Genomic DNA, 26,991 nt, shown 5'->3' with positions numbered 1-26,991 from the left:
CCCACACCCTTTCGGAGGTTGCATGAAAGCTCTCACCTATCACGGTCCACACCATGTTCGTGTCGATAATGTGCCTGATCCGGGTATCGAACAGCCTGACGATATCATCCTGCGCGTAACCGCCACGGCGATCTGTGGCTCTGATTTGCATCTTTATCGCGGAAAAATCCCCAAGGTCCAGCACGGCGATATCTTTGGTCATGAATTTATGGGCGAGGTGGTGGAGTGCGGGAGCGAGGTGAAAAATGTGCAGAAGGGCGACCGGGTGGTGATCCCGTTTGTGATTGCCTGCGGTGACTGCTTCTTTTGCCAAATGCAACAGTACGCGGCCTGCGAAAACACGAACCGCGGGCAGGGCGCGGCGCTGAACAAAAAGCAAATTCCCGCCCCTGCCGCGCTGTTTGGCTATAGCCATCTTTACGGTGGCGTGCCGGGCGGACAGGCGGAGTATGTGCGCGTGCCAAAAGGCAACGTGGGGCCGTTTAAAGTGCCGCAGCTTCTGTCTGACGACAAAGCGCTTTTCCTGTCAGATATTCTGCCTACCGCCTGGCAGGCGGCGAAAAATGCGCAGATCCAGAAAGGCTCCAGCGTCGCCGTGTTCGGGGCCGGGCCGGTAGGGTTACTGACCATTGCCTGCGCGCGGCTTCTCGGCGCCGAGCAGATTTTCGTGATTGACCATCATCCCTATCGACTGCGGTTTGCCCAGGAGCGCTACGGCGCGATCCCGATTAACTTTGATGACGATAACGACGCGGCGGAGAAAATCATTGAGCAAACGGCCGGGCAGCGCGGGGTGGATGCGGTGATTGATGCGGTCGGGTTTGAGGCCAAAGGCAGCACGACGGAAACCATCCTCAGTAACCTGAAAATTGAGGGCAGCAGCGGCAAGGCGCTGCGCCAGTGTATCGCTGCGGTGCGACGCGGTGGTGTGGTCAGCGTACCGGGCGTGTATGCCGGTTTTATTCACGGCTTCTTGTTTGGCGATGCGTTCGATAAAGGGCTGAGCTTTAAGATGGGCCAGACGCACGTCCATGCCTGGCTGGGAGAGCTGCTGCCGCTCATCGAAAAGGGGCTGCTTACCCCAGAAGATATTGTGACCCATTATCTTCCGCTGGCTGATGCGGAGCGCGCCTATAAGATTTTCGAAAAACGGGAGGAGGAGTGCCGCAAGGTGATCCTGGTGCCTGGCGCAGACACTCCGGAAGCAGCGCAGCAGAAAGTGAAGGGATTGGTCAATGCCTTCCCGGGCGGCGTTGTGTGAGGTCGTCCATTCACACCCTCGGGTGAAGGTGCGGAAAGAGGATGCAGATGCATCCTCTGTGCAAAGCGGGGTCGCTTGTTCAGAAGGGATTAACGCAGGTAATCGCCAGCGGCTTCGGGCTGGTAGAGCAGCTCCAGCACTTCCAGATGGGCTGAGGCACCGCCAGGGAGTTCCCAGTGGATGGTATCCCCCGTGCGCAGTCCAAGCAGCGCCGCCCCCACGGGTGCCAGCACTGACAGCTGCGTGCTGCTGTCGGTCATCTGTGCCGGATAGACCAGCGTACGGGTTAGCTCCTCCCCGGTAGTCAGATTGCGGAACTTCACCTGGCTGTTCATGGTGACCACATCATGCGGCATGGTCTCAGGCGTGCACATCTGCGCCCGGTCTAGCTCCTCGTTCAGCGCATCGGCTACCGGCAGTGAGGCAAATTCTGGTTTTTCCAACAGGCGGTCAATACGTTCTGCGTCGAGTTCATTGATGATAATCGTAGGTCTGGACATTTTTACTCCATGTCGTTAATGCTGCGTGTAACGCAGAAACCAATCCAAAAGAAAACCCTCGCCGTCTGGCAGCGAGGGTTTAACGTGTCTGATGATACTGTCTGAATCCCTAAGTTTGAAGTGATGAAGGTCACAATCATAGGCCATATGAATTTTTGGCAATAAACCCGGCATCCCGATTCACGCTGAACGGAAATTTCGTTACGCTGGGAAAACTGAATTCGGGCAATGCGCGTTGCAGCCCCACCGTAGAGAGAGCGATATGTACTTTTACCAACCTTCTCAGGGGCACGGCCTGCCGCACGACCCGCTGAACGCCATTATTGGTCCGCGTCCGATTGGCTGGATCTCATCCTGTGATAAGGCCGGTCAACTGAACCTGGCCCCGTACAGCTTCTTTAACTGCTTTAACTATCGCCCGCCGATCATCGGTTTTTCCAGCAATGGCTGGAAGGATAGCGTGCGGAATATTTCCGAAACAGGTGAGTTTGTCTGGAACCTCGCCACGCGCGATTTGGCCGAGGCGATGAATGAAACCTCCGCCACGCTCCCGCATGACGAGGATGAGTTTACCTTTGCCGGCCTGACGCCCGTAGCCAGCCAGCTTGTGAGCGCGCCGCGCGTGGCGGAAAGTCCGGTGAATTTCGAGTGTCGCTTGTCACAGTGCATTCAGCTTACCGGCGCGGATGGGACGCCGATTGACACCTGGCTGGTGCTCGGTGAAGTCGTAGGTGTCCATATCGCCGAAATGCTGCTGGAAGAGGGGATTTACCAGACCGCAAAAGCGCAGCCCATTCTGCGTGCGGGTGGACCGACGGCCTACTACGCCATTAGCGACAGCCATCGGTTCGATCTGGTACGCCCGGATGCGCGCAGGGGCTAAGTTGCAGCGCACATCCGGCCGGAAGGCCGTCAGTAACCGGCTTTATCAATAACGAACTGTTTGCCGCAGTTGCCCGGATGCGGCTGTGGCGCAAAGGCGTTGGCAGAGAGGGGAGTGTTGATGGCGCTGGATTTCAGCGAGATCTGCATCTCTGTCAGATAAGCCGGATTGCCATGGCAGGTGAGTTTGAACGCTTTCACGCTCTGTTTCCCCCAGCTTTTAGCCACGGCTGCATCGAAGTCGCTACGGCGGACGGTTTTGCCGTAGTTCTCCGCCAGAAATTGCCCTACCGCGCTCCTCTTCACTTCCTGATTCATGCGCACCATGGTGCCGAAGTAAGCGTCGGGATCAAAACCAAAGCAGACGCCGTGTTTGGCGTACTCATAACGTTCAAGGCAGGAGTTGCCGCCCGCGCCGGGCATCACGCTGTTCAGCTTCGCGGCGCCCGAGAGCGATAGCCCGGTCTCGGCGGCGTCGCATTTGCGGCTGGCTTTTGCTTCCGGCATGTTCGGAACCGGACGAGTGGCACAGCCGAAGCGCATCCAGCGGCGTTCATCCACACCGCGAGCGGCAATAGATTTCGGCAGACCTGGCCATAAGCCGTGGACGGTCAGAAAATCGGTTTTGTTGTTGCTCTCTTTTTGCAGTCGACACTCTTCCGGTTCGTTGCGGTTACGTTCGACCATGCTCTGGCAAAATCCGGTTTGCCATGAAAGAGCCAGAACGTAGCGATCGAAATCACCGTACTGGGTTGCCTTAAGCGGATCTGCCTGTATTGAGAAGACACAGAGTGCAAGCGCTACTGCGCCAGACGGGATAACGATATCCTTCCTGAACATTTGCTTTCCTGATTGGTTGGGCGCGATTAATTTCTGGGGGTTATTAAAGCACAAAAAGCGCCCGCAGGCGCTTTCTGGAAATCAGAAATTTCGCTTAGGCAGCGCCGGGAACCAGCACCTCGGTGGCGATAATCACGATAATCAGGCCAACCAGCACCGGCACTGACGTGCGTTTTACCACTTCAAACGGAGAGATTTTTGCCATCCCCGCAACCGCAACCACCACGCCCGATACCGGAGAGATGGTACGACCCAGGTTGGAGGCCTGAAGCATCGGAATGGACAGGTAAGCCGGGTTGATGCCGGAGGAGTGTGCCAGCTTCGGGATCATCTCAACAAAGGCGTAGAACGGCGCGTTACCGGAGCCGGTGGTCATCGCCGCCAGCATGGTCAGCACCACCAGCACCAGCATCAGGATAATGCTGGCCGAGCCGAACGAGGTGGCGATGGAGATCAGGCTCTGGATAAAGCCGATTGTGCTTAAGCCCTGAGCAAACACGCCAGCGGCAACCAACAGCATTACCACGCCCGCGAAGGCATCCGCCATACCGCGGAAGGCAACTTCCAGACCAGTGAATACTTTCTGGGTATTAAAGCCACGAACAAATTCCAGGATGGCCGCCAGCAGCATACAGATCACCAGGATGGTAATGATGTGCAGCTGCGGACCCCATTTGCCGTCAAAAATAAGCACGCCAATAATCGGCGTGAAGGGCAGGATGGAATAAAACGCCGGGGCGGTTGTGGTAATTTCGCTGACGTCCATCATTTCGTGGCTGACGTTCTCTTTCTTATCGAGATAGCGCTGCCAGAAGAAATGCGCCACGCCCATGCCGAGAATAGCGGTGATGGAGATCGGCAGTGTGGTTTTGAAGGCGAAGTCAATCAGGGACATTTCCGCGGCTTTCGCGGCCAGGACCACGTCACCGGAAGTTGGGGAAAGGATAATCGCCGCCGGAGAGGCACAAATAGCCGCCGCTGCGCCACGGCTGATCCCGACGTTAACCATCACCGGGAACAGCGTGGCCATTAACAGTACGCCCAGGCCCGTCGCGGAGGAAACGGCTAATGACATGAGGCAGGCCAGGAAATAGGCTGCGACCATCAGCAGATAGGGAGAGTTAATATATTGCAGCGGCTTAGAGGCCAGCTTCACTACCATATCATTCGCGCCGATATGGGTCATATAGGCAGCAAAACCGCAGAGCATCATGATCATCATGCCCAGGTCGCCGCCGCGGCTCATCAGCAGAATTTTGATATATTCCACAATATCGGTAGCGGTATATCCGGTGCTGGCTTCGCTGGCGGGTAAAACCTGATGGCCCATTAGGGCGCTAATAATCAGCAGCGTCAGGCCGCCGACAAACAGCACGCCGGTGGCTGAATAACCTTTAATGATGTAGCGTGCTACACCGACAATAACCACGACTCCAATGAGGAGTTCGAGAAAAGTAAGCATGATTTCCCCTGTATCCTTGCTACCCGAGAGCACAAATAATCAATAAAAAAGAGGCCTGAAATGTGCCGAATAAATGGCCTGTTCTTGCTGATTAAAATCAAGAAAGAGACGACTAAAGGCAATGATGACAATATTTTTGCTAAACCTGCGTCATTTATATTAAGTCGTTATTGACCTGATGAATAGATATTGTATGTCATTAAATTGATGTTGAAGTGTTAAGGTTTTGGGTGTTACTTGCCGGAAACGGATTTAAAACGTAAATCTCTTTAAAACCATTTCTCTTTCATTCTTTTGCCTGCTTATACTCGGGCCACGTTTTCACCGCCGACAATCCGACTATGCATGCCAGCTGGACCTATCGCCTGCGCTTTTTCAAAAAACATCTGCTGATGTTTTTGGTGGCGTTTGGCTGGCTGCTGATCCAGAGTCAGGTCGCCGTCGCGTCCCATGCCTGTTCAATGGATGTACGCGGCGAGGTGGCCACTATTCAGCATATGGATATGATGGCGCCGGGGCCGCAGCATGCGACCGGCGCCTCACCGTTGTGTGAAAAGCATTGTGTGCCGGATCAGGTGCAAAAAGACCCTGCGCAGCCGCATCTGGTGGCGCTGCCTGCCGTCATGACGCTGACCTTAATCACGCCAGAATCCGCCTCTGCGGACCATTCTGCGTGGTCCGTTACCCCTCCCGCAGTGGGGCCACCGGCAACGATCCGCTATTGCCGGTTTCGAGAGTAAAAACCTGTTAATTCGTTGATTTTATTCATTTAACGTTTAACAGGAGTTTTATCATGCGTACTTTATTCCTTTCCGCGCTGGCTGGCGCGGCCGTCTCTTTCACGTCTTACACCGTTCAGGCAAACCAGACATGGCAGGGCCATGGGGTGGTTCAGTCGATCGCTGACAACACCGTTATGCTTCAGCACGACGCGATTCCGGAACTGAAATGGCCCGCCATGACCATGCCGTTTACCTTATCAGCGGGCGCCACGCTGAATGGCGCGAAACCGGGAGATGAGGTGACCTTCACGCTGGAGCGTGCGGGTGACGGTTTTCAGATTGTCTCGCTGACGCCAGCGCGCTAAGCGAGGTTCCCCATGACACGACACACATTGAGCCAGTGGCTCGGTGGGGTGTTGTTCGGCCTGTTAAGCTCCGCCGCCCAGGCGGAGCCGTGGACGCTCGAACACACCCTGACCGAAGCCGAGCGCTATTCAGCGGAACTTTCCGCCAGCCGTAACGAAGCGCAGGCGCTGGATGCGATGGCAGATTCCGCCACGCAATTACCCGACCCGAAACTGAAATTCGGCATTGAAAACGTGCCGGTACAGGGCAGAAATGACAGGCGGCTGACGCGCGAAGGGATGACCATGCAGAAGATTGGCATCATGCAAAGCTACGTCAGCGCTGAGAAGCGGGAACGCAAAGCGCGGACCTTTCAGGCACAGGCGCGAGGCGTGCTGGCAAAATCAGAGGCCGTCCGCGCCGCGCTTCAGCGCGATACCGCCCAGGCCTGGCTGGATCTGGCGCTGGCGCAGCAGGCGCTGAAAATAGCCAGAGCGCTGGTCAGGGAAACGGAACGCCAGCGCGGCGTGCAGAAGGCGAGCGTCGGATCGGGAAGTGCAACGCCGGACAGCGTGCTGGCACTCCGGACGATCCTGATTGCCATGCGCGACAAAGAGACGTTGGCGCAGCGGGACGTGCAGCTGGCGCAAAGCCGTCTGCTACAGCTGACCGGACACGCAATAACGGATGTACGCGGGCCACTGCCACGCTACCAGCGTCTTCCTGCCGATGAAATGACGTTGCAGGAGGGCATTGTAAAGCACCCGGAAGTGGAAGCGGCGAGACGTGAAGCGGAAACCGCGAAAGCGCGTTCAGCGCAATCTGCCGTGGCGGCGATACCCGATGTTGACGTGGAGGTCTATTACGCGCATCGCGCCGAAGGCTATGACGACATGGCTGGCGTGATGTTCAGCGTCGATCTGCCTCTGTTCCAGTCAAAACGTCAGGACAAGGATTATGCCGCCGATGTCTCCCGCTCCATACAGGCGGCGGACGAACTGACGCTGCTCAAACGCGAACACATCGCTCAGGTGCAGGCGCTGGTGGCGCAGTATCAGGCTGCGCAAACGCTGTGGCAGCGTCAGCGGGACGAGGTTCTGCCGTTACAGCGTCAGCGGCTGGCGGTGCTGACGGCGCAGTATCGCTCCGGGCAGTCTGCGCCTGGTGCGCTGCTGGAGGCGCGTCGTGACGTGCTGGATACGGAACTGGCGGTCAACCAGGCGGAACGCGATATGGCGCGGACCTGGGCTGCCGTGAACTGGCTGATCCCACAGGAACTGGCGCAATGAAAATAACAACCTTAACGGCGGTGGCCATTGCCATCGCGGCGGCTGCCGCTGGCGGCTATATGGCCGGACAGAAACAGACGCGTCAGCCAGTCAGCGCGCCACACGCCACGGAGCGTAAGGTGCTTTACTGGTACGACCCCATGATGCCCGGACAGCGCTTTGATAAGCCGGGTAAATCCCCCTTCATGGATATGGACCTGGTCCCGCGCTATGCCGATGAAGAGCAGGCGGCGTCAGGCGTGGCTATTAGCACGCAACAGCAGCAAAATCTGGGAATGAAAACCGTCAAAGCAGAGATGCGCCATCTGGTTTCGCCGTTCTCGGCTTTTGCCACGGTGTCAACGGATGAACGTAACGTCTCGGTGGTATCCGCCCCGGCCAGTGGCGTGGTGTCGAAATTATTTGTTAATGCGCCGCAGCAGCAGGTGAAAGCCGGAGAGGCGCTGGCGCAGCTCTGGATCCCGCAGTGGACGACCGCCCAGCAGGAGTATCTCGCCGTTCGTCAGCTTGGCGATGCCGCGCTAACCCGCGCGGCGCGCGATCGGCTGGCGTTGCAGTTTATGCCGGAAGAGGTCATTCGCCTGCTGGAACGCAGCGGTAAGCCGCAGACCACGCTCACCCTGCGCGCTGCCCGGGCGGGCTACGTGGTGAAACTGGACGTGCGGGAAGGGGCGCAAATCAGCGCAACGGCACCGCTGTTTGAAATTGCCAGCCTCGATCCGGTCTGGCTGGTGGTCGATTACCCGCAAACGCAGGCGCAGTCTCTGGCTGTGGGTAGCAAAATGGTGGCAACGTCAGAGAGCTGGCCGGGAGAGTCGTTCCACGGCGTGGTCAGCGAGCTACTGCCGCAGATGGAAGCGTCCACGCGTACCCTGAAAGCGCGCATCGTGCTGGAGAATCCTGCGCATAAACTGAAGCCGGGAATGTATTTATCCGTCACGCGGGCGGAAGAAACGCAACGCCCGCCGGTGCTGGCGGTGCCGGAGGAGGCGGTCATCAACAGCGGCGAATCTTCGCGTCTGCTGCTGGCGACCGGAGACGGTTATTTCCGCCCCGTGACGGTGAAAACCGGGCTGACGGCGCAGGGCTGGACGGCGATCCTGTCCGGCGTGAAAGAGGGCGATGCCGTGGTGACCTCCGGGCAATTCCTGATCGATTCTGAAGCCAGCCTGCGCAGCGTAATGCCGGAGGTGACGCCATGATTGCCGCTGTGATTCGCGCCTCGCTGCGTAACCGCCTGCTGGTGATCCTGGCCGCGTTGATGATAGCCGGATGGGGCGGGTGGGCGGTGCAGCGCGCACCGCTGGATGCGTTGCCCGATCTGTCGGATGTGCAGGTCATTATCAAAGCAAGTTACCCCGGAAAAGCGCCGCAGGTCATTGAGGACCAGGTGACCTGGCCGCTGACAACGTCCATGTTGTCCGTACCGGGTGCCAAAACCGTGCGCGGCTTTTCAATGTTTGGCGATGCATATGTGTATGTGCTGTTTGAGGACGGGACCGATCTCTACTGGGCGCGGTCCCGGGTGCTGGAGTATTTAAGCCAGGTCCAGACGCAATTTCCCCCCGGCGTGAAGGTGTCGCTGGGGCCGGATGCGACGGGCGTGGGCTGGATCTATGAATATGCGCTTATCGACCGCAGTGGGAAACACAGCCTGGCGGATCTGCGTGCCCTGCAAGACTGGACGCTAAAGTACGAGCTTAAGACGGTTGCGAATGTGTCTGAAGTGGCAAGCATTGGCGGCATGGTGCGTCAGTATCAGATCGTGGCGGACCCGGCGAAAATGCGCGCGTTGAACATCACCCACAGCCAGCTTTCCAGCGCGGTGCAGGCCGCGAATAAAGAGAGCGGCGGTGCGCTGCTGGAGATGGGCGAAGCGGAATATATGGTTCGCACGACAGGCTATTTGCACACGCTGGAGGATTTTCGCCAGGTGGTGATCGCCAGCCGGAATGGCGTGCCCGTTCTGTTGAAAGATGTTGCCACCCTGGGCATCGGCCCGGAGATCCGCAGGGGGGTAGCGGAGCTTAACGGTGAAGGGGAGGTAGCGGGTGGCGTGGTGGTCATGCGCTACGGGCAGAACGCGCTGGAAACCATTCGTGCGGTAAAAGCGAAGCTGAGCGAACTGCAAAAAACGCTGCCAAAAGGCGTTGAGATTGTCCCGGTCTACGATCGCGCCACGCTGATTGAGGAGTCGGTCAAAACGCTGACGCATAAGCTACTTGAAGAGTTTGCCGTGGTGGTGGTGGTGTGTGCGCTGTTCCTGTTCCACCTGCGTTCCGCGCTGGTGGCGATAGTCTCACTGCCGCTGGGGATCCTCGGTGCTTTTGTGGTCATGCACTATCAGGGCATTAACGCGAACATTATGTCGCTCGGCGGGATTGCGATTGCCATCGGGGCGATGGTGGATGCGGCAATTGTGATGATTGAGAATATGCACAAGGTGCTGGAACAGTGGCGGCATGATAATCCGGGTACAGAGCCGACTTCGGGAGATTACTGGCGGCTGGCGGAACGGGCTGCCGTTGAAGTGGGACCCGCGCTGTTTTGCAGCCTGTTAATCATTACGCTGTCGTTTATTCCGGTGTTTTCGCTGGAAGCACAGGAAGGGCGGATGTTCTCGCCGCTGGCGTTCACGAAAACCTGGTCGATGGCGGTCGCGGCAGGGCTGGGGATCACCCTGGTCCCGGTGTTGATGGGCTATTTCATTCGCGGGAAGATCCCGGATGAGAAAGCAAACCCGATCAACCGCGTGCTGATCCGCCTTTATGAGCCGCTGCTGGACAAGGTGCTGACCTTCCCGAAAACGACGCTGGCGCTGGCCTGTTTGCTGCTGTTCGCCACGCTCTGGCCGCTGAGCCATCTGGGCAGCGAGTTTATGCCGCCGCTGGATGAGGGGGATCTGCTCTATATGCCGTCCACGCTGCCGGGGATCTCTGCCCGGGAGGCATCGCGGCTGCTTCAGCAGACGGACCGGTTAATCAAGAGTGTACCGGAAGTGGCGAGCGTGTTTGGTAAAGCGGGCCGGGCCGAATCGGCAACCGATCCCGCGCCCTTAACCATGCTGGAAACGACCATCCACTTTAAGCCCCGCGAGCAGTGGCGGCCAGGAATGACGCCGCAAAAGCTGGTGGACGAGCTGGATAAGACCGTGTCGCTGCCGGGCATTGCCAATGTGTGGGTGCCCCCTGTCCGCAACCGTCTGGATATGCTGGCAACCGGGATCAAAAGCCCGGTCGGCATTAAGGTGAACGGCAATAATATTGCCGACATTGAACGTGTCGCCCGGCAGATTGAACAGGTGGTGAAGCACGTTCCTGGCGTCACCTCTGCGCTGGCGGAGCGTCTCAAAGGCGGGCGCTACGTGGATATTCGTATCGACAGGCAAAAGGCTGCGCGCTACGGTGTTTCCGTGGATGAACTGCAAAGCCTGGTTTCCACTCTGGTGGGCGGGGAGAATATCGGCGAAGTGATTCAGGGGCGCGAGCGGTATCCCATCAATCTGCGTTATCCGCGCGATCTGCGAGACAATATCGACAAGCTGCGGGTTTTGCCGGTAGTGACCGCAAATGGAAGCCAGGTGGCGCTCGGGGAGCTGGCTGATATCGTCGTGTCGGAAGGCCCGCCGATGTTGAAAAGCGAAAACGCGCGGCTCTCAAGCTGGGTCTATGTGGATTTACGCGGGCGAGATTTGAAGTCAGCCGTGGATGAGATGCAAAAGCGCGTGGCGGAGCAGGTGACATTGCCGCAGGGCGTTTCTCTCGCCTGGTCCGGGCAGTTTGAATATCTGGAGCGTGCGACGGCCTCGCTCAAAATAGTCTTACCTGTCACGCTGATGATTATATTCATTCTTTTATGGTTAACCTTTAAGCGGATATCAGATGTCCTGATAATAATGGGGACATTGCCTTTCGCGCTTATTGGTGGCGTATGGTTTTTGTGGTTGCTTGAATATAATTTGTCAGTGGCGGGGGCAGTGGGCTTTATTGCCCTTTCCGGGGTGGCGGCAGAGTTCGGCGTAATTATGGTTCTTTATTTGAATCATGCCCTTGATAAATATCGGGCTCGCGAACCCGAAGGGGGAAATGCGCTGCTTATGCGGGCGATCCACGAAGGTGCGGTGCTGCGCGTGCGTCCGAAGGTGATGACGGTAGCCACTATTATGGCAGGGTTGCTGCCCATCATGTGGGGTGGGGGAAGCGGATCGGAGGTCATGCAGCGTATCGCCGCGCCGATGATTGGAGGCATGGTTACCGCGCCGCTGTTGTCGATGCTGGTTATTCCCGCGTTGTATAAATTGTTACATCAACGTTAATTTTTAGGCCTGCATACGTTTATTTACGTATGCAGGCATTCCGCTTAAGAATATTCCCAGATTAATAATAGAGGTTTAGGAATAACACGGATGTTGTTAAGACTTCATTCAACTATCCTATGGTAAACTTTGCTTTGAATACTAAGAATGGTTATTGCATTGTGATGTTACGAAATAAATTTATCCTGCTATTTTTGATTATCTTTGGGCAGTTAACGATTGCTTCGGTTGCGCATGCAGAAGACAACGCAACAGAGAAAGGCTGGTTTACCACCTTTACGGATAACGTCGCGCAAACCTGGAGCGAACCCGAGCATTACGATCTCTATATTCCGGCTATTACGTGGCATGCACGTTTTGCCTACGATAAAGAAAAAACAGACCGTTATAACGAGCGTCCGTGGGGGGCCGGTTTCGGTCAGTCTCGCTGGGATGAAAAAGGTAACTGGCATGGCCTGTACCTGATGGCGTTTAAGGACTCCTACAACAAATGGGAGCCTATTGGCGGCTACGGTTGGGAAAAAACCTGGCGTCCGTTATCAGACGATAACTTCCGGCTGGGGCTGGGCTATACGGCAGGGTTTACGGCGCGTGATAACTGGAAATACATTCCTGTTCCGGTGCTGTTGCCGCTTGCCTCTGTCGGTTATGGTCCGGCGACGTTTCAGATGACCTACATACCGGGTACGTACAACAACGGTAACGTTTACTTTGCATGGATGCGGTTTCAGTTTTAACTGAATTTTGGTGGTAATCCGGCCAAAAAATGCACAGGCATTGAATTGTAAAGGATAAAAATCGGACAGTGAAAATTAACGCGACTTTTGTCACTTTTTATCAAAGATCCGCTGGACAAAACGCCTCACAATTGTTGTACTGATACCCGACACAGCATTTGTGTCGTTTTTTAATGTAAAGGTAATTTTGATGTCTAAGATTAAAGGTAACGTTAAGTGGTTTAATGAGTCCAAAGGATTCGGTTTCATTACTCCTGAAGATGGCAGCAAAGACGTGTTCGTACACTTCTCTGCAATCCAGTCTAATGGTTTCAAAACTCTGGCTGAAGGTCAGCGTGTAGAGTTCGAAATCACTAACGGTGCCAAAGGCCCTTCTGCTGCTAACGTAATCGCTCTGTAATTCAGACGCGTCAGCAAGAATTTCAAAACCCGCTCTTTGAGCGGGTTTTTTTCGTTCTGAATCAACCAACAAGATAGATCTTCAGAAAGCTGGCGACGATCGCGACGCTTAACAATACCATTCCCGCGCCCAACAGATTTTCTTTCATGCTATCACCCTCGTTCAATATTGAGCTAAGAGTGACAGAGAAAAATTAAGCCAACATTAAGGTTGTCGCGCTTAATGCCCGCTGGCGGAGGAAAATAACCAGAATGCGATCGCGGTCATCGCAAACGAGCCAAGCATGTTCACGGCAATGTTCGTCAGCGCCCAGCCCATCCGGCCTTCCTGAAACAGAAACACCACCTCCGCAGAGAAGGTCGAAAACGTCGTTAAGCCGCCACAGAAACCGGTCGTAATCAGAACCTTCCACATAGGATCGATCTGGGTCATGCGATTAAACCAGGCCAGCCCCATCCCAATAATAAACGCCCCCATCAGATTTGCCGCCAGTGTTCCCATCGGAATGGCCTGATGCAGAGGGTTAAACCGCATGCTTAAGAGCCACCGCGCAACGCTACCCGTGCCTCCACCAATAAAAACGGCTATAAGTAGTTGTAACACTGTCAATACCTGCATTAGCTGTGTGAGTGCGTCGAGTGTAACGCTGTTTTTAACCGGGAGACAATTATGTATGTTGCAGTAGGGCAGTTCGCGGTGACGCCGGACTGGAGTGAAAACGCGGAAAAATGCGTCTCCCTGATGCACCAGGCGAAGCAAAAGGGGGCGGCGCTGCTGGTGCTTCCTGAAGCGTTACTGGCGCGCGATGACGGTGATCCGGACCTGTCGGTAAAATCAGCGCAAACGCTCGAAGGGGCGTTTCTGAAACGCCTCCTGGCCGAGAGCGTCGGTAGCACGCACACCACCATATTGACTATTCATGTTCCCTCCACGCCGGGGCGCGCGGTGAACACGCTGGTGGCGATACGTGAAGGCGCGATTATCGCAAGTTACGCCAAACTTCATCTGTATGATGCGTTCAGCATTCAGGAGTCGCGACGGGTTGATCCGGGGAGCGTAATTCCGCCGCTGATTGAGGTGGAAGGTTTTAAAGTGGGCCTGATGACCTGCTACGACATTCGTTTTCCGGAGCTGGCGCTCAACCTGGCATTGCAGGGGGCTGAGGTGCTGGTTCTGCCCGCCGCGTGGGTCAAAGGACCGCTAAAGGAGCATCACTGGGCGACGCTGCTCGCAGCACGCGCGCTGGATACCACCTGTTATGTGGTGGCCGCGGGGGAGTGTGGTAACAGGAATATCGGGCAGAGCAGGGTTGTCGATCCGCTGGGGGTTACGGTTGCGGCAGCAGCAGAGGCGCCTGCGTTACTGCTGACGGAGATAATTTCAGCGCGAATCGCGCTTGCTCGTGAGCAATTACCCGTTCTGCGCAACCGCAGGTTTGCGCCACCGCAATTAATCTGATGTTTTTTTCAACAATGCTTGATTCACCTTGTTACAGATTGCTATTGTGTGCACGCGTCAAATGACCGTTAATACATTCAGGTTTTTTGGCGGAATGCAGCCTGTTTCATGTAAAGAAGGTATTTATGGGTGAGATTAGTATTACCAAACTGCTGGTGGTTGCCGCACTGGTCGTCCTGCTGTTCGGTACCAAGAAGTTACGCACGCTGGGGGGAGACCTGGGTGCTGCCATTAAGGGCTTTAAGAAAGCAATGAACGATGACGACGCGGCAGCGAAGAAAAGTGCCGACGATGACATCACTGCACAAAAGCTTTCGCACAAAGAGTAATGGCAATGCTGCAAGGCTTGCATAAAAAACCGGCTCACGAAGCCGGTTTTTTGTTTTACTGTAAATAAATTTTACAGGTTTATTTCACTTCTTCGCCCTTCGCCTGCATATCGGCGTGATAAGAGGAGCGAACAAACGGACCGCACGCGGCATGGGTAAAGCCCATCGCCATCGCTTCGGCTTTCATTTCATCGAACTCATCCGGGCTGACGTAACGCTGTACAGGCAGGTGGTGACGGCTTGGCTGTAGGTACTGGCCCAGCGTCAGCATGGTGACGCCGTGGCGGCGCAGATCGCGCATCACTTCAATGATCTCAGCGTTGGTTTCACCCAGACCTACCATCAGGCCAGATTTGGTTGGGATATGCGGATGGGCTTCTTTAAAGCGCTCCAGCAGCTTCAGAGACCAGTTGTAGTCTGCACCTGGACGCACCTGACGGTAGATACGCGGCACGTTCTCCAGATTGTGATTGAACACGTCTGGTGGCGTCGCGGTCAGGATATCGAGCGCGCGATCCATACGACCACGGAAGTCCGGCACCAGCGTCTCAATCTTAATATTCGGGCTTTTTTCGCGGATGGCGGTAATGCAGTCAGCGAAATGCTGAGCACCACCATCACGCAGATCGTCACGGTCAACGGAGGTGATAACGACATAACGCAGCGCCATATCAGCAATCGTCTGCGCCAGTTTTTGCGGTTCGTTAGCGTCAGGCGCAACAGGACGGCCATGGGCGACGTCACAGAACGGACAGCGGCGGGTGCAGATGGCACCCAGAATCATAAATGTCGCGGTACCGTGATTGAAACATTCAGCAAGGTTAGGGCAGGAGGCCTCTTCACAGACAGAGTGAAGGCCATTTTTGCGCATCGCCGCTTTGATCCCCTGGATACGCGAAGAGTCGGCCGGAAGTTTAATTTTCATCCATTCCGGTTTTCTTAACAGCGCCTCGCGCTCTGTAGCCACGTTTTTAACCGGGATAAGGGCCATTTTATCGGCATCGCGGTATTTAACACCGCGTTCCATCACAATGGGTTTACTCATAGCGTGCGTGTTCCAGTTGCGAATATCGAAGGAAAGCGTTTCAATTCAAGGGAATGTTGTAATTATCAACTATTTTTGAACGAACGACAGGCAGTATATCATCTAAAGGGGCGATAAAGCAGCCTGCCAGGTCGCCAATTTGTAAAATAGTTGTTGTTTTGTGCCTTTTGCCCCGCATGCGGCAGGGGCTTGTGCTGAAAGGCGGGATCAGAAAGCCTGGCGGATCACGTTAATGACGTTTTCCAGCACCGGATCGCGCAGGCTGAGCTTGTTGTAATGCAGTGAGATTTCAACAGATTCCGTAGAAAGTTGACTCACTGGAATGCTCTCCAGCGGCCAGCACTTCTGAAGCAAAGTGAAGAGACGTACAGGCATGATACAGAGCAAATCGCTGCTGCCAATCAGGGCTGCGAGGGTAAACATATTGTAACTGCTGAAGCTGATCAGACGGTCCGGGAACAGTTCGTCAATGCGCTGGCGCAGCGGATCCGGACCCTGCCCCTCGGACATAAAGGTTGCATGTTCGTACTGACGTAAATTTTCTGGTGTTAAAGGTGCGCCCAACGCAGGGTGATTATGACGACACACGAGCGCCAGAGAGTCGGAATAGAGGACGTTATGCCCTAATGCCCTGGCCGTAAAGCTGTTGCTGTCGATGATCAGGTCTGTCTGGAATTGCGCCAGCTGAGTTTCCGGATCGTTGACGGGCACGTTGCGGATCAGCAGTTGTGGCGCATGCTGCTTCACAGCCTGGTAGATAGCCGGCATGACCAGAACGCCCACAGAGGGAGAGGTGCCTATGGTGATGGTTCGTTGCTTATCGTAACTGCCGGTGAGATCCAGTGCGCCCAGAATCGATTCCAGACCCTGGCTGATGTACTCATGCAGATGGGTGGCATACGCGGTTGGGGTTACGCCCTGGCCTTTACGAATAAATAACGGATCGGGAAATATAGCGCGCAATTTTTGAATTGACTGGCTAATAGCAGAAGGCGTGAGATTAAGAATTTTCGCAGCATTAACGATCCCTTTGTGGACATATACCGCCTCAAAAATAGTCAATAAATTGAGATCAATATTTCGTAAAGTCCGGAAAATTTGCGGCTTATCTTCGCCGCTGGTTTCATTCAGGCGTTTGGCTGGTAAATTAGTAGGCTCCACGCTCTTACTCCGTATCCATTCACAATATGAATGATAGTTGAATTTATTTATTATGCTTGCAGAGATTCGTAAAGTGTTTCGTAAGTTTCCATTATTTATCGAAAACAAGCAGTTGGGTGATTGTCACGCACGTTACATGATACCCTGCGATGGTACTATTAAGGTTCTAATTAATATGGGACGCTAATATATGGGCGACTCGAAAATATAGAATATGCGGTTTATTGTAAAGCGTAAATGCGGCAATTAAGCAGTGGCTCGTCAAATAATCGAACCACTGCCGGAAGAAAGTTAAGCAGGAATATATTCGTAGGTGGGGTTGTTAAGCAGCGCTAAAAAGTTCTTCAGAAGTACGGGCCGGATATTGTCAGGTGTGGCGGTATCGACCCACTGGCGCACTTGCGTCATTTCCATACCGGCATACCCACAGGGGTTGATGCGCTGGAATGGGGTCAGATCCATATTGATATTCAGCGCCAGCCCATGGAACGAGCAGCCTTTACGGATACGCAGACCCAGCGAACAGATCTTCATCTCTCCCACGTAGACGCCCGGCGCATCTGCGCGAGGGTGAGCGTCAATACCGTACTCAGCCAGCGTGTTTACCACGGTCTGTTCCAGTAAGGTCACTAGCTCACGCACGCCCAGCTTTCTGCGTTTGAGGTTAAGCAGGACATACATTACCTGCTGGCCCGGGCCGTGGTATGTCACCTGTCCACCGCGATCGCTCTGGATCACCGGGATATCGCCCGTCATCAATAAATGTTCGGCTTTTCCTGCCTGGCCTTGAGTGAACACCGGCAGATGTTCAACCAGCCAGATTTCATCAGGTGTGGTGTCATCGCGCATATCGGTAAAGTCATGCATAGCCTGAGAGACAGGCTCATAAGGCTGTAGCCCAAGATGGCGGACAAGAATTTTATCCTGGTACAAAAAGATGTCTCCGAAGACAAGGGAGAATAGGTAACGCGGAGTATATCACAGCGGGGAAGGGGGTTACCCGGCAAACCGGGCAACCGCTGAGGGACTACAGCACCATACGAACAATTTCGATATTGCCGAGCTCTTCGTACAGCGTCTCAACCTGCTCAATGTGTGTGGCAGTGATGGTGATTGAGACCGAGTGGTAGTTACCTTTGCTGCTCGGTTTGACTGATGGAGAGTAGTCGCCCGGCGCATGGCGCTGTACCACTTCAACCACCTGATCAACCAGCTCAGGTTTCGCCAGACCCATTACTTTGTAAGTAAAAGGGGTAGGGAATTCAAGCAGTTCGTTAAGTTTGGTTTTCATGTCAGCTCCGGCGTGTGTATAAAAAATAATAACTCCCGCCACAGGGCGGGAGTTTTACTGATACGTAGTATATGGGGATCAAAATCACACTTTCAAGTGTTCAATTTTTAACCAAACCAGTGATGGAACATCAGTTTAATGTAATCAATGATTTTGCCGAAGAAATTGCCTTCAGGAATTTCCTCCAGCACCACCAGTGGGCGCTGATCGATGGTTTTGCCATCCAGCTGGAAGTTGATGGTACCCACAACCTGATTCTTTTGCAGCGGGGCGTGCAGCTCGGTGGTATTCAGCACGTAGCTGGCTTTCAGATCTTTCATACGACCGCGTGGAATGGTCAGATAGAGATCTTTGTCCACGCCCAGGGAAGCACGATCGTTATCGCCAAACCAGACGGGCTCAGAGGCAAATTCTTTACCGGCTTTCAGCGGGTTGACGGTTTCGAAGAAGCGGAAGCCCCAGGTCAGCAGTTTTTTGCTTTCTGTTTCGCGTCCTTTAAACGTACGGCCACCCATCACGGCAGAGATCAGACGCATCTGGCCCTCAGTGGCGGAGGCGACCAGGTTATAGCCAGCTTTGTCGGTGTGGCCGGTTTTGATGCCGTCGACATTCAGGCTGTTATCCCACAGCAGGCCGTTACGGTTGGTCTGACGGATGCCGTTGAAGGTGAACTCTTTCTCTTTGTAGATAGAGTACTCGTTTGGCACATCGCGGATCAGTGCCTGACCAATCAGTGCCATGTCACGCGCGGAGCTGTACTGACCCTCGGCGTCCAGGCCGTGAACGGTCTGGAAGTGGCTGTTTTTCAGGCCCAGCGCGGAGACGTAGCTGTTCATCAGGCCCACAAACGCGTCCTGGCTACCTGCTGCAAAATCGGCCATCGCCACACAGGCGTCGTTACCCGACTGCAAATTGATGCCACGGATGAGCTGAGATACCGGAACCTGCATGCCTGGCTTCAGGAACATCAGCGATGAACCTTTAAACACCGGGTTACCGGTTGCCCACGCATCGTTACCGATAGTGACCAGGTCAGTTTCTTTGAATTTACCTGCTTTCATGGCCTGGCCGATAACATAGCTGGTCATCATTTTGGTCAGGCTGGCCGGATCGCGGCGGGCATCGGCGTTCTGTTCTGCCAGAACTTTGCCGGAGTTGTAATCAATCAGGATGTAGGATTCCGCGTCGATCTGCGGAACGCCAGGGATCATGGTCTTGATGTTCAGGTCATCCGCGTGAGCTGCGGAGAAGGCAGCAGCGCAAAGGGCCGTGGTCAGCGCCATGCGCTGCACAAAACGAGCAGAAAAAGTGGTCTTCATGGTCAGAACTACGACATCCGTGATGGAATTAAAAAAAGTGCCTTACTATAGCAAATGCTATACGGGCAGGCATCCGACTTTCATCATGAGAGTGTTAACGTGGTTTACACAAATTGACATTTCGGATACCACCGATTAATTACTTCGCAACAGCAATAAACGACTGGAGTTGCGCTTCGCTCTGCAAACGCTGTTGCAGGGACGCTGCCTGCGACTTGCTGGCAAACGGACCCATCTGGATACGCCATACCGCACCGTTTTGCTCAACGCGGCCTGGCACACCAAACTGCTGGCTTAAGCGCTGTTGATACTGCTCTGCACGGGTCTGGTCGCTGACGGCACCAACCTGAACCACATAGCTGCCGCTCACCGTCGCAGGCGCAGCAGTCTGCGTCGCAGCAGGGACGGTCACCGGGGCGGGTTGTGCCGCGGGTGCAGCAACAACAGGCGCAGGCGCTGGGGCAGGTTCATTCGTTTCAATCACGCCAGACGCTAATGTAGTCGGTGCGCCAAGGAAACCACTGCTTTTCACCGGGGCGCCGGTCGCGACTTCACTTTGCAGCGTATCGTTACTGATGGCGCGCACTTCACCCTGCGGCTGTGCAGGCTCCGCTGGCGTTGAAGCACCCCCCATCCCCCCGCTCAAATCCGGGCGCGCGGGCAGGGCGTAGGTCTGTTTCGCAACCGTGGTACAGGCTGTGCCCGGGCCAGAGAGCGAGCCATCCTGTGCCACGATAATCGGGTCGATACGCACTTTGGTATTATTTGAGGTGTTGAGACGATCGGCCGCCGCGCGAGACAGGGAGATCACGCGATCGTTGCCATAAGGACCACGATCGTTGATGCGCACCACGATCATTCGGCCATTCGCCAGGTTAGTGATGCGTGCATAGCTTGGGACTGGCAGCGTCGGGTGTGCCGCCGTGATCTGCATCGGATCGAAGGTTTCACCTGACGCAGTCAGGTTGCTGCCTGGCTCAGCGTCATAGATGGCAGCAAAGCCAGCCTGGCTGAAACGGGAAGGATCCTGAACGATTTTATAGCTTTTGCCGTCACGCTGATAATCCTGATTGACGCTGGCGTTCAGCGGTTCGTAAACGGGATCGGCACCGCTAATTTCAACAATCGGGCCATTACAGACCGCAGGCTGCGGCGGCGCGACGGTTGCCTGTTGCTGACCATCATCACTTGTACAGGCGGCAAGTAAACTTGCTGCGATGCAGATACCCAGCCACTGCTTGCGCATTGCGATCCCCTTATTTTTATACGCTTTTGGACAACATTTTCCTGTGGGTATGGATCGACATCACGATACCAAACCCGGCCATCAACACGATCAGTGCCGAGCCCCCGTAACTCACCAGCGGCAGCGGTACGCCGACAACCGGCAGAATACCACTCACCATACCAATATTTACGAAGACATAAACGAACAAAATCAACATTAATCCACCCGCCATGACCCGGCCAAAGGTGGTTTGCGCGCGCGCGGCAATGTAGAGCCCACGCATGATCAGCAGCACATAGAGCGCCAGCAGAACCAGGATGCCAACCAGCCCTAACTCCTCAGCCAGAACGGCAAAAATAAAGTCAGTGTGGCGTTCCGGTAAAAATTCGAGCTGCGACTGCGTCCCGTGCAGCCAGCCTTTTCCACGCAGGCCACCGGAGCCAATCGCAATCTTCGACTGAATAATATGATAGCCCGCCCCCAGCGGATCGGTTTCCGGATCGAGCAGCATCATGACGCGCTGGCGCTGGTAATCATGCATCAGGAAGAACCAGAGGATAGGGATAAAGGCGGCAACCAGCACCACCGCGATACCAATCAGACGCCAGCTCAGACCGGACAGGAACAAAACGAACAGGCCGGAGAGGGCGATAAGGATCGAGGTGCCAAGGTCCGGCTGTGCGGCCACGAGCAGCGTCGGCAGGAAAATCAGCACCAGCGCAATGGCGGTATTTTTCAACGAGGGCGGGCAGACGTCGCGGTTAATAAAGCGCGCCACCATCAGCGGGACGGCGATTTTGGCAATTTCCGACGGCTGGAAGCGGACAATCCCCAGATCCAGCCAGCGTTGCGCCCCCTTCGAGATAGCCCCGAAAGCATCTACTGCCACCAGCAAAATGATACAGAAAATATAAAGATAGGGTGCCCAGCCCTCATACACGCGCGGAGGTATTTGCGCCATCACCACCATAATGACCAGGCCCATGGCGATCTGGCCGATTTTACGCTCCATCATGCCGATATCCTGGCCGCTGGCGCTCCAGATTACGAGGGCGCTGTACACCAGCAGAGCCAGCAGGATCAGCAGCATAGCTGGGTCGATGTGGATCTTGTCCCACAGCGATTTTTTATTCGGATTATCCGTCATGATTATTGGTCCTCCGCCGCAGCGGCTGCCGGGTTTTCAGCCGGCAGTTCGGTGTTGTTATCACCCAGCATGATGTGGTCGAGAATTTGACGCATGATGGTACCCACAGCCGGGCCTGCGCCGCCGTTCTCAAGGATCATCGCCACCGCAACCTGCGGGTTATCATAAGGGGCAAACGCCGTCATGAGCTTGTGGTCACGCAGACGTTCGGCAATTTTGTGTGCGTTATAGGTTTCATTCGCTTTCAGACCGAAGACCTGAGCCGTACCTGATTTCGCGGCAACCTTATACGGTGCGCCAGCGAAATATTTGTGCGCTGTCCCGTTAGGGCGGTTGGCTACACCGTACATGCCGTCTTTCGCGATTTCCCAGTACCCGGAATGAATGTCACCCACCGGTGGCTCGTGAGGCTGTATCCACGGCACTTTTTTGCCGTCTTCAACGGTGCTTTGCAGCAGGTGCGGCACTTTCACGACGCCATCGTTGATGAGGATCATCATCGCCTTGTTCATTTGCAGCGGTGTTGCCGTCCAGTAGCCCTGGCCGATCCCCACCGGAATGGTGTCACCCTGATACCAGGGTTTTTTAAAGCGTTTCAGCTTCCATTCGCGGGTTGGCATGTTGCCGGAACGTTCTTCCGCCAAATCTATACCGGTGTAATGCCCGTAGCCGAATTTGCTCATCCATTCAGACAGACGGTCAATACCCATGTCGTAAGCGACCTGATAGAAGAAGGTATCCGCCGACTCCTCCAGAGATTTGGTCACGTTCAGGTGGCCGTGGCCCCATTTTTTCCAGTCGCGGTAGCGTTTTTCAGAGCCAGGCAACTGCCACCAGCCCGGATCAAACAGGCTGGTGTTGCGGGTAATCACACCCGCACTCAGGGCAGACACGGCGACATACGGTTTAACCGTTGAAGCAGGAGGGTAAACACCCTGCGTAGCGCGGTTCACCAGCGGCGTGTTTGGATCGTTGAGCAGGCCGGAGTAGTCCTTGCTGGAGATGCCATCCACGAAGAGGTTCGGATCGTAGCTAGGCATGGAAACCATGGACAGAATGCCGCCGGTGCGCGGATCGGTCACAATAACCGCAGCACGGCTACCCGCCAGCAGCGTTTCGATATACTGCTGTAGCTTCAGGTCGAGCGTCAGATAGACGTCATGTCCCGCCTGCGGGGGAACTTCTTTTAGCTGACGGATCACGCGGCCACGGTTGTTAACTTCAACCTCTTCATAACCGGTTTGACCGTGCAGGACATCTTCGTAATACCGCTCGATCCCCAGCTTGCCAATATCATGGGTGGCGGCGTAGTTAGCCAGCTTGCCGTCTTTATCAAGGCGTTCGACGTCTTTATCGTTGATCTTGGAGACGTAGCCAATCACGTGCGTCAGCGCGGACCCGTAAGGATAGTAGCGGCGCTTATAGCCTTTGACTTCCACACCGGGGAAACGGTACTGGTTAACGGCAAAACGGGCGACCTGTACTTCTGTCAGGTTGGTTTTTACCGGAATGGAGGTGAAACGGTGAGAGCGTGCGCGCTCTTTTTTGAACGCGGCAATATCGTCATCATTCAGGTCGACAACGCTTCTCAGCGCGTTCAGCGTATCCTGCACGTTATCCACTTTCTCCGGCATCATCTCTATCTGGTAGATGGTGCGGTTTAGCGCCAGCGGGGTGCCGTTACGATCGTAGATAATGCCGCGGCTGGGCGCGATGGGCACCAGCTTAATACGGTTTTCGTTTGAGCGGGTCTGGTAATCGGTATAGCGGACAATTTGCAGATTATAGAGGTTGGCGATCAGCACGCCGGTAAGCAGCAAAATCCCCGTAAAGGCGACCAGCGCCCGGCGCACAAACAGCGCGGACTCAGCCGTATAGTCGCGAAAAGAATTCTGTAGTTTCATCCGCTGCTTAAATTACCCTGGTCAGTCATTACTCGCGGTGATAAGGGTGGTTGGTAGTGATGCTCCACGCGCGATACAAACTTTCTGCCACGAGAACCCGCACAAGCGGGTGGGGCAGCGTCAGCGCAGAGAGTGACCAACTTTGTTCTGCTGCCGCTTTGCAGGCGGGAGATAACCCTTCTGGTCCGCCAATCAACAGACTGACGTCACGACCGTCCTGCTTCCAGCGCTCCAGTTCGTGCGCCAGCTGCGGCGTATCCCAGGGTTTGCCCGGGATATCGAGGGTCACGATGCGGTTTTTGCCTGCGGCCGCCAGCATCAGCTCTCCCTCTTTATCGAGAATACGTTTGATATCTGCGTTCTTGCCGCGCTTACCTGCTGGGATCTCCACCAGTTCGAACGGCATATCTTTTGGGAAACGACGCAGATACTCAGTAAAACCGGTTTGTACCCAGTCCGGCATTTTGGTGCCGACGGCGACCAGCTGCAACTTCACGCATTAACCCCAGAGTTTTTCCAGCTCATACAGGCGACGGCTCTCTTCCTGCATGACGTGGACAATCACATCGCCGAGATCGACAACCACCCAGTCGGCGGTCGCTTCACCTTCAACGCCCAGCGGAAGCAGCCCTGCCGCGCGCGATTCCTGAACAACATGGTCAGCAATCGAAACAACGTGACGAGTTGAGGTCCCGGTGCAGATGATCATGCAGTCGGTGATGCTGGATTTACCCTTAACGTCGATAGCGATGATGTCCTGACCTTTCAGGTCATCAATTTTGTCGATAACAAAATCCTGGAGTGCTTTACCCTGCAAGTTTTCCCCCTGGGTGAATGAGATTGTAAAACTATGAATTCGTGGTCAGCCAGTATACCTGAACTGACGCCAGTCGCGGGACAAATGTCACCGCCCGGCTTTTGAAGGCGGGTATCATCCCACCCTCCGCCTGAGATTGCATCGCCATTTTTGTAAAACAATTTCTGTAAAGCAACGATCGGCGGGAAAGTCTGGCAGCGGAGGATATCAGTATGGCTTAGCCTGTCAAGGCAGGATAATCAATAACAGACAATTTCGCCGATGATGCTCAGGCATCTGTACTTTTCTGATACAGACCGTGTGCGTGGATATAGGCCAGCACGGGTGAGGGCAGGAGATCGTTACAGTCTAAACCCTGCTGGAGACGCTCGCGGATGAGGGTCGCGGAAATATCAAACCACGGTGTCTCAGCGAGGTAAATTTTCCCGGCGGGGAGACTGTGCAGCTCTTCTATATTGTCCGTGAGATGCATGTCCAGCCACTGCTGATGCTGCGCGTCGCGCATGGTCAGCGGGTAGCCCGGACGGCGGCAGACTAGCAGATGACTGTTGTCCAGAATGGTGTCGTATTGGTACCAGCTGGGAAAGTTGAGCAGGGAATCCTGGCCGATGATAAACGCCAGCGGTTTCTCGGGTCCCTGCTCAGCGCGCCACTCCCGCAGCGTTTGCGATGTCCAGGAAGGCGTATCCCGGCGCAGTTCGCGCTCATCCAGCGTAAAGAGAGGCTTATCGGCGATAGCCAGCGCGAGCATTGTTTTACGCTGCTCGCTGGTTGCTTCTGGTTGAGGACGGTGCGGCGGAACATTGTTGGGCATGATGATTACCCGCTGCAACCCAATCAAATTCGCGAGGATTTCTACCGGCTTAAGATGCCCATAGTGCACCGGGTCGAAGGTCCCGCCATACATGGCCTGTAAAGAATACATATCACCCATCGATAAATACGTCTGCCAGCGCCTTATGGCAGAGCAGCAAAGAGAGGCTCTCCAGCTCCGCCCAGACGGACTGGCCGTAATCCTGTTTTAACGTCAGTTCGGCGCGCATCAGAAGTTGCACAGCCTGACGCAACTGCTCCTGGCTCAGGCGGTTTATCGCCTCCGTGGTCATCGCCCGACGGTTTTGCCATACGCGATGTTTGTCGAATAAGGCGCGCAGGGGCGTATGTGCCGACTGGCGTTTAAGGTTGTTCAGCAGCAGTAATTCGCGCTGAAGGGTACGGAGCAGGATGACCGGCTCACTGCCTTCCAGGCGCAGCTGTTGCAGAATGTGCAGGGCACGCTTACTTTTCGCTGACAGCAGCGCATCAACCCAGTGGAAGGGGGTAAAGTGCGCGGCATCATTCACCGCCTGTTCCACGCGCGGCAGCGTCAGCTTGCCATCAGGCCACAGCAGAGCGAGCCTGTCCAGCGCCTGCGCCAGTGCCAGAAGGTTGCCTTCGTAGCAGTAGCAGAGGAGCTGACTGGCGGCATCATCCAGCTGCAAATTGTGCTGCTTTGCTCGTGCGGCAACCCATTTTGGCAGATGGGCCTGCTCGGGTGTCTGGCAGGTGACCAGCACCGCGCTGGTGGCCAGCCGGGTAAACCAGGCCGCGTTTTCCTGCGCTTTTGTGAGTTTGTTGCCGCGTACGATAAGCAGCAGATCGCCGTGTAACAAACTGACCAGCATGGTCAGCTGTTCATTGATGGCAGCATTAGGACCATTCTCTGGCAGCAGGATCTGGATTGTCTGACGTGAAGCAAACAGGCTCATAGCCTGACAAAGCGAGAAGATGGCGTTCCAGTCGGTACTGTTATCGATCTGAAACGTATGATGCTCATCAAAACCCTGCGCCGCCGCCGCATGGCGAACCGCATCAAGGCTTTCCTGAAGTAACAGGGGGTCGTTGCCGAGTAGCAGATAGGCCGCGCGCAGCCCTTCGTTGAGCTGCGCGCGGAGTTGTTCAGGATACAACCTGATCATCAGTTACCCAGCGACGTTGGCATATCCGGCGTGCTGGCATCCGGTGTTTCGATGACGTCAGCGCCTTTTTTCGTCGACGCGGCAATGGCAGGCAGTCTACGGATCAGCTGTTCCGCGGCCTTATCATACATTTCCTTGATGATAATCTGCTGTTCGGCGTCTTTTGCCAGCGCCGTCTGCGGGTTATCAAAGAACGAACGATAGACTTTAGTATTGATAGGGTAAATATCTTTACCCGGCATTAATACGGCCGCATCAACGGTAAGCACCATCTGGTATTCCGCGGTTCGACCATCCTGGAAGATCGATGCCGTGTCTTGTGACAGCGTTGATTTCAGGACGCGAAGCGAAGGAACATCCTGACGCAGGGTTCCCTTCTCGATCAGCTCAACATCGTTCAAACGCAGCTGATTACGAATGGCCCGGCTCAGCGGTCCGTTCGGATCGGATGAGTCGAAGATCATCGTTTTCATCTGAGCTGGCACTGCCGTGGTGTTGCGCAGGTGCCAGCCGCAGCCAGCTGTGACAAGCACCGCCAGAGATAAGAGTATTGTTGCCAGTTGTCGCACGTTTCCTCCCGC

The 26,991-nt window shown here is 55.1% G+C and carries 28 protein-coding genes; 11 read left to right on the top strand and 17 right to left on the bottom strand.

All coding sequences use genetic code 11. The features are described from left to right. Positions 1–22 precede the first annotated feature (22 nt). Positions 23–1,261, top strand: coding sequence for a zinc-dependent alcohol dehydrogenase (locus tag BH712_RS07775; RefSeq protein WP_006809651.1), 1,239 nt, complete (start codon positions 23–25; stop codon positions 1,259–1,261). Positions 1,262–1,350: 89 nt separating this feature from the next. Here BH712_RS07775 and rnk read toward each other — a convergent pair whose 3' ends face one another. Then, the gene (gene rnk / locus BH712_RS07770; RefSeq protein ID WP_006809650.1) at positions 1,351–1,761 is read right to left on the bottom strand and encodes a nucleoside diphosphate kinase regulator; all 411 of its coding nucleotides are present in this window, start codon (positions 1,759–1,761) and stop codon (positions 1,351–1,353) included. 262 nt (positions 1,762–2,023) lie between these two features. On the opposite strand from rnk, the gene BH712_RS07765 reads away from it, so the two are divergent. After that, entirely contained in the window at positions 2,024–2,644 is a 621-nt protein-coding gene (locus tag BH712_RS07765; protein WP_006809649.1) for a flavin reductase family protein, read from the top strand. A 29-nt stretch (positions 2,645–2,673) separates the two neighbouring features. Here BH712_RS07765 and rna read toward each other — a convergent pair whose 3' ends face one another. Then, on the bottom strand, positions 2,674–3,483 hold the full coding sequence (gene rna, locus BH712_RS07760) for a ribonuclease I (RefSeq protein ID WP_006809648.1): 810 nt from the start codon (positions 3,481–3,483) through the stop codon (positions 2,674–2,676). Positions 3,484–3,577: 94 nt separating this feature from the next. Beyond that, positions 3,578–4,945, bottom strand: coding sequence for an anaerobic C4-dicarboxylate transporter DcuC (gene dcuC, locus BH712_RS07755; RefSeq protein WP_017382481.1), 1,368 nt, complete (start codon positions 4,943–4,945; stop codon positions 3,578–3,580). A gap of 341 nt (positions 4,946–5,286) precedes the next feature. Between dcuC and BH712_RS07750 the strand changes: the two genes are divergently transcribed. From BH712_RS07750 to cspE, 7 genes are all read left to right on the top strand, one after another. Further along, positions 5,287–5,685, top strand: coding sequence for a hypothetical protein (locus BH712_RS07750; RefSeq protein ID WP_006809646.1), 399 nt, complete (start codon positions 5,287–5,289; stop codon positions 5,683–5,685). A 53-nt stretch (positions 5,686–5,738) separates the two neighbouring features. Further along, a complete protein-coding gene (locus tag BH712_RS07745) occupies positions 5,739–6,032 on the top strand; it encodes a copper-binding protein (RefSeq protein ID WP_006809645.1) in 294 nt (97 codons plus the stop codon). 12 nt (positions 6,033–6,044) lie between these two features. Further along, positions 6,045–7,301 (top strand): TolC family protein, encoded by a 1,257-nt coding sequence (locus BH712_RS07740; protein WP_006809644.1) that lies wholly within the window; start codon positions 6,045–6,047, stop codon positions 7,299–7,301. Further along, the gene (locus BH712_RS07735; protein ID WP_006809643.1) at positions 7,298–8,503 is read left to right on the top strand and encodes an efflux RND transporter periplasmic adaptor subunit; all 1,206 of its coding nucleotides are present in this window, start codon (positions 7,298–7,300) and stop codon (positions 8,501–8,503) included. The genes BH712_RS07740 and BH712_RS07735 overlap by 4 nt, the downstream gene beginning before the upstream one ends. Beyond that, on the top strand, positions 8,500–11,616 hold the full coding sequence (locus tag BH712_RS07730) for an efflux RND transporter permease subunit (RefSeq protein ID WP_006809642.1): 3,117 nt from the start codon (positions 8,500–8,502) through the stop codon (positions 11,614–11,616). Before BH712_RS07735 ends, BH712_RS07730 begins: the two co-directional genes overlap by 4 nt. Positions 11,617–11,735: 119 nt before the next feature. Beyond that, positions 11,736–12,353, top strand: a complete 618-nt coding sequence (gene pagP / locus BH712_RS07725; protein WP_006809641.1) for a lipid IV(A) palmitoyltransferase PagP — start codon at positions 11,736–11,738, stop codon at positions 12,351–12,353. A 190-nt stretch (positions 12,354–12,543) separates the two neighbouring features. Next, positions 12,544–12,753 carry a transcription antiterminator/RNA stability regulator CspE gene (gene cspE, locus BH712_RS07720; RefSeq protein ID WP_002439184.1) on the top strand — a complete coding sequence of 70 codons (210 nt, stop codon included), beginning with the start codon at positions 12,544–12,546 and terminating at the stop codon, positions 12,751–12,753. A gap of 219 nt (positions 12,754–12,972) precedes the next feature. Here the strand turns inward: cspE and crcB are convergent, their stop codons facing one another. Then, positions 12,973–13,356, bottom strand: a complete 384-nt coding sequence (gene crcB / locus BH712_RS07715) for a fluoride efflux transporter CrcB (RefSeq protein ID WP_032673587.1) — start codon at positions 13,354–13,356, stop codon at positions 12,973–12,975. A 66-nt stretch (positions 13,357–13,422) separates the two neighbouring features. Here crcB and BH712_RS07710 point away from each other — a divergent pair, with 66 nt between their 5' ends. Together BH712_RS07710 and tatE are read left to right on the top strand one after the other, a co-directional pair. Continuing rightward, a complete protein-coding gene (locus BH712_RS07710) occupies positions 13,423–14,211 on the top strand; it encodes a deaminated glutathione amidase (RefSeq protein WP_006809639.1) in 789 nt (262 codons plus the stop codon). Positions 14,212–14,336: 125 nt separating this feature from the next. Then, positions 14,337–14,540, top strand: a complete 204-nt coding sequence (gene tatE / locus BH712_RS07705; protein ID WP_006809638.1) for a twin-arginine translocase subunit TatE — start codon at positions 14,337–14,339, stop codon at positions 14,538–14,540. A 79-nt stretch (positions 14,541–14,619) separates the two neighbouring features. Here tatE and lipA read toward each other — a convergent pair whose 3' ends face one another. The 13 genes from lipA to lptE form a co-directional block, all read right to left on the bottom strand. Next, complete coding sequence (lipA, locus tag BH712_RS07700) at positions 14,620–15,585, bottom strand: lipoyl synthase (RefSeq protein ID WP_006809637.1); 966 nt, start codon at positions 15,583–15,585, stop codon at positions 14,620–14,622. 207 nt (positions 15,586–15,792) lie between these two features. Continuing rightward, the gene (locus BH712_RS07695; RefSeq protein ID WP_006809636.1) at positions 15,793–16,746 is read right to left on the bottom strand and encodes a YbeF family transcriptional regulator; all 954 of its coding nucleotides are present in this window, start codon (positions 16,744–16,746) and stop codon (positions 15,793–15,795) included. Positions 16,747–17,037: 291 nt separating this feature from the next. Continuing rightward, complete coding sequence (gene lipB, locus BH712_RS07690; protein WP_006809635.1) at positions 17,038–17,679, bottom strand: lipoyl(octanoyl) transferase LipB; 642 nt, start codon at positions 17,677–17,679, stop codon at positions 17,038–17,040. Positions 17,680–17,773: 94 nt separating this feature from the next. Next, entirely contained in the window at positions 17,774–18,037 is a 264-nt protein-coding gene (ybeD, locus tag BH712_RS07685) for a DUF493 family protein YbeD (RefSeq protein ID WP_003858718.1), read from the bottom strand. 107 nt (positions 18,038–18,144) lie between these two features. Further along, on the bottom strand, positions 18,145–19,356 hold the full coding sequence (gene dacA, locus BH712_RS07680) for a D-alanyl-D-alanine carboxypeptidase DacA (RefSeq protein ID WP_003858714.1): 1,212 nt from the start codon (positions 19,354–19,356) through the stop codon (positions 18,145–18,147). A gap of 139 nt (positions 19,357–19,495) precedes the next feature. Next, complete coding sequence (rlpA, locus tag BH712_RS07675) at positions 19,496–20,602, bottom strand: endolytic peptidoglycan transglycosylase RlpA (RefSeq protein ID WP_006809633.1); 1,107 nt, start codon at positions 20,600–20,602, stop codon at positions 19,496–19,498. A 16-nt stretch (positions 20,603–20,618) separates the two neighbouring features. Beyond that, positions 20,619–21,731: a peptidoglycan glycosyltransferase MrdB gene (mrdB, locus tag BH712_RS07670; RefSeq protein ID WP_006809632.1), complete on the bottom strand. Its 1,113-nt coding sequence runs from the start codon at positions 21,729–21,731 to the stop codon at positions 20,619–20,621. A gap of 2 nt (positions 21,732–21,733) precedes the next feature. Beyond that, positions 21,734–23,635 (bottom strand): peptidoglycan DD-transpeptidase MrdA, encoded by a 1,902-nt coding sequence (gene mrdA / locus BH712_RS07665; protein WP_006809631.1) that lies wholly within the window; start codon positions 23,633–23,635, stop codon positions 21,734–21,736. Between the two features lie 28 nt (positions 23,636–23,663). Then, on the bottom strand, positions 23,664–24,131 hold the full coding sequence (rlmH, locus tag BH712_RS07660) for a 23S rRNA (pseudouridine(1915)-N(3))-methyltransferase RlmH (protein WP_003858701.1): 468 nt from the start codon (positions 24,129–24,131) through the stop codon (positions 23,664–23,666). 3 nt (positions 24,132–24,134) lie between these two features. Continuing rightward, the gene (gene rsfS / locus BH712_RS07655; RefSeq protein ID WP_003858696.1) at positions 24,135–24,452 is read right to left on the bottom strand and encodes a ribosome silencing factor; all 318 of its coding nucleotides are present in this window, start codon (positions 24,450–24,452) and stop codon (positions 24,135–24,137) included. Between the two features lie 268 nt (positions 24,453–24,720). Next, positions 24,721–25,386 (bottom strand): nicotinate-nucleotide adenylyltransferase, encoded by a 666-nt coding sequence (gene nadD, locus BH712_RS07650; protein WP_006809630.1) that lies wholly within the window; start codon positions 25,384–25,386, stop codon positions 24,721–24,723. Then, positions 25,379–26,410: a DNA polymerase III subunit delta gene (gene holA, locus BH712_RS07645; RefSeq protein WP_006809629.1), complete on the bottom strand. Its 1,032-nt coding sequence runs from the start codon at positions 26,408–26,410 to the stop codon at positions 25,379–25,381. Before holA ends, nadD begins: the two co-directional genes overlap by 8 nt. Next, positions 26,410–26,979 carry an LPS assembly lipoprotein LptE gene (lptE, locus tag BH712_RS07640; RefSeq protein ID WP_006809628.1) on the bottom strand — a complete coding sequence of 190 codons (570 nt, stop codon included), beginning with the start codon at positions 26,977–26,979 and terminating at the stop codon, positions 26,410–26,412. The genes holA and lptE overlap by 1 nt, the downstream gene beginning before the upstream one ends. Positions 26,980–26,991: the final 12 nt, after the last annotated feature.

Origin of the sequence: Enterobacter hormaechei ATCC 49162, from assembly GCF_001875655.1 — a bacterium.
Classification (GTDB): Bacteria; Pseudomonadota; Gammaproteobacteria; order Enterobacterales; family Enterobacteriaceae; genus Enterobacter; species Enterobacter hormaechei.
This window is presented reverse-complemented; position numbering and strand designations above follow the sequence as displayed.